Origin of the sequence: Hydrogenophaga sp. 70-12 (assembly GCF_001897365.1) — a bacterium.
GTDB classification, from domain to species: Bacteria; Pseudomonadota; Gammaproteobacteria; order Burkholderiales; family Burkholderiaceae_C; genus Hydrogenophaga; species Hydrogenophaga borbori.
In genome coordinates, this window is the sequence record NZ_MKSS01000356.1 from 1 (window position 1) to 1090 (window position 1090).

Consider the following 1090-nt stretch of genomic DNA (forward strand, 5'->3'; position numbering starts at 1 on the left):
CGCCGCGCCTGCGGCCCCAGGCCCACCACCTCGCCCACCACCTCGTGGCCCGGCACGGCCGACGGCTCGCGCCGCGGCAGTTCGCCGTCGATGATGTGCAGGTCGGTGCGGCACACCCCGCAGGCGCGCACGCGCAGGAGCACCTCGCGCGGGCCAGGCACGGGCACGGGCCGGCGCACCGGCACCAGCCGCCGCGTGGCGGCGTCGATGGCCATGGCCCGCATGCTCGAAACGCTCAATGGACAAACTCCGCGCGGGCTGTGGCGCCGCCCCGGCGGCGGCGCTTCCCGTCCGGCCCATGCTAGGCGCCCCCGGGCGCGGCGCAAGCCCGATCCGCGCCGCCCTTGACATAGCGCAAGCGCGCGCGGCGGCCGGGGCCGATCATGGCGGCATGCGAACCGACGACCCGCCGCCGACGACGACCGGCCCGCCGCCCATGGACCTGCCGCTCAAGCTGTGGCTCGCCCGGCTGTCCAACGGGCTGTCGCCGGTCGCGCTGGCGCAGGCCCAGGCCGACTGGTGGCTGCACCTACTGGTGTCGCCCACCCGGCAGGCGCAGCTGTCGGCCAGCGCGCTGCACAAGGTGCAGGCCTGGGCGCACTACCTCTGGCGCGCCGCCCAGGGCCCGTGCGAGAACTGCGTGGCGCCCGCGCCCCAGGACAAGCGCTTCAGCCGGCCCGAGTGGCGGCGCTTTCCCTTCAACGCGCTGGCCCAGGGCTTCCTGCTGCAGGAGCGCTGGTGGGACGAGGCCACGCACGGTGTGCGCGGCGTCTCGCGCCACCACGAGGAGGTGACGGCCTTCGTGGCGCGCCAGTGGCTGGACATGCTGTCGCCGTCCAACTCGCCGCTGACCAACCCGCAAGTGCTGCAGGAAACCCTGCGCACCGGCGGCGCCAACCTCGCCAGCGGCGCGGCGAACTGGGCGCGCGATGCCATGGCCGTGGCCTCGGGCGGCGAAGCGCGCGGGCTGCAGGCCTTCGAGCCCGGCCGGGCGCTCGCGCTCACGCCGGGCCAGGTGGTGATGCGCAACCACCTGATCGAGCTGATCCAGTACACCCCCGCCACGCCCACGGTGTGGCGCGAACCGGTG

2 protein-coding genes are annotated in these 1090 nt (G+C 75.6%); one reads left to right on the top strand and one right to left on the bottom strand.

The window, feature by feature from the left end:
* Positions 1-239, bottom strand: a 239-nt coding sequence (locus BGO22_RS18405; RefSeq protein ID WP_502686483.1) for an alcohol dehydrogenase catalytic domain-containing protein, incomplete at its 3' end; no start/stop codon positions are given.
* 152 nt (positions 240-391) lie between these two features.
* On the opposite strand from BGO22_RS18405, the gene BGO22_RS18410 reads away from it, so the two are divergent.
* Positions 392-1090: poly-beta-hydroxybutyrate polymerase N-terminal domain-containing protein (locus BGO22_RS18410; RefSeq protein ID WP_286852125.1), on the top strand; the 699-nt coding region annotated here is incomplete at its 3' end.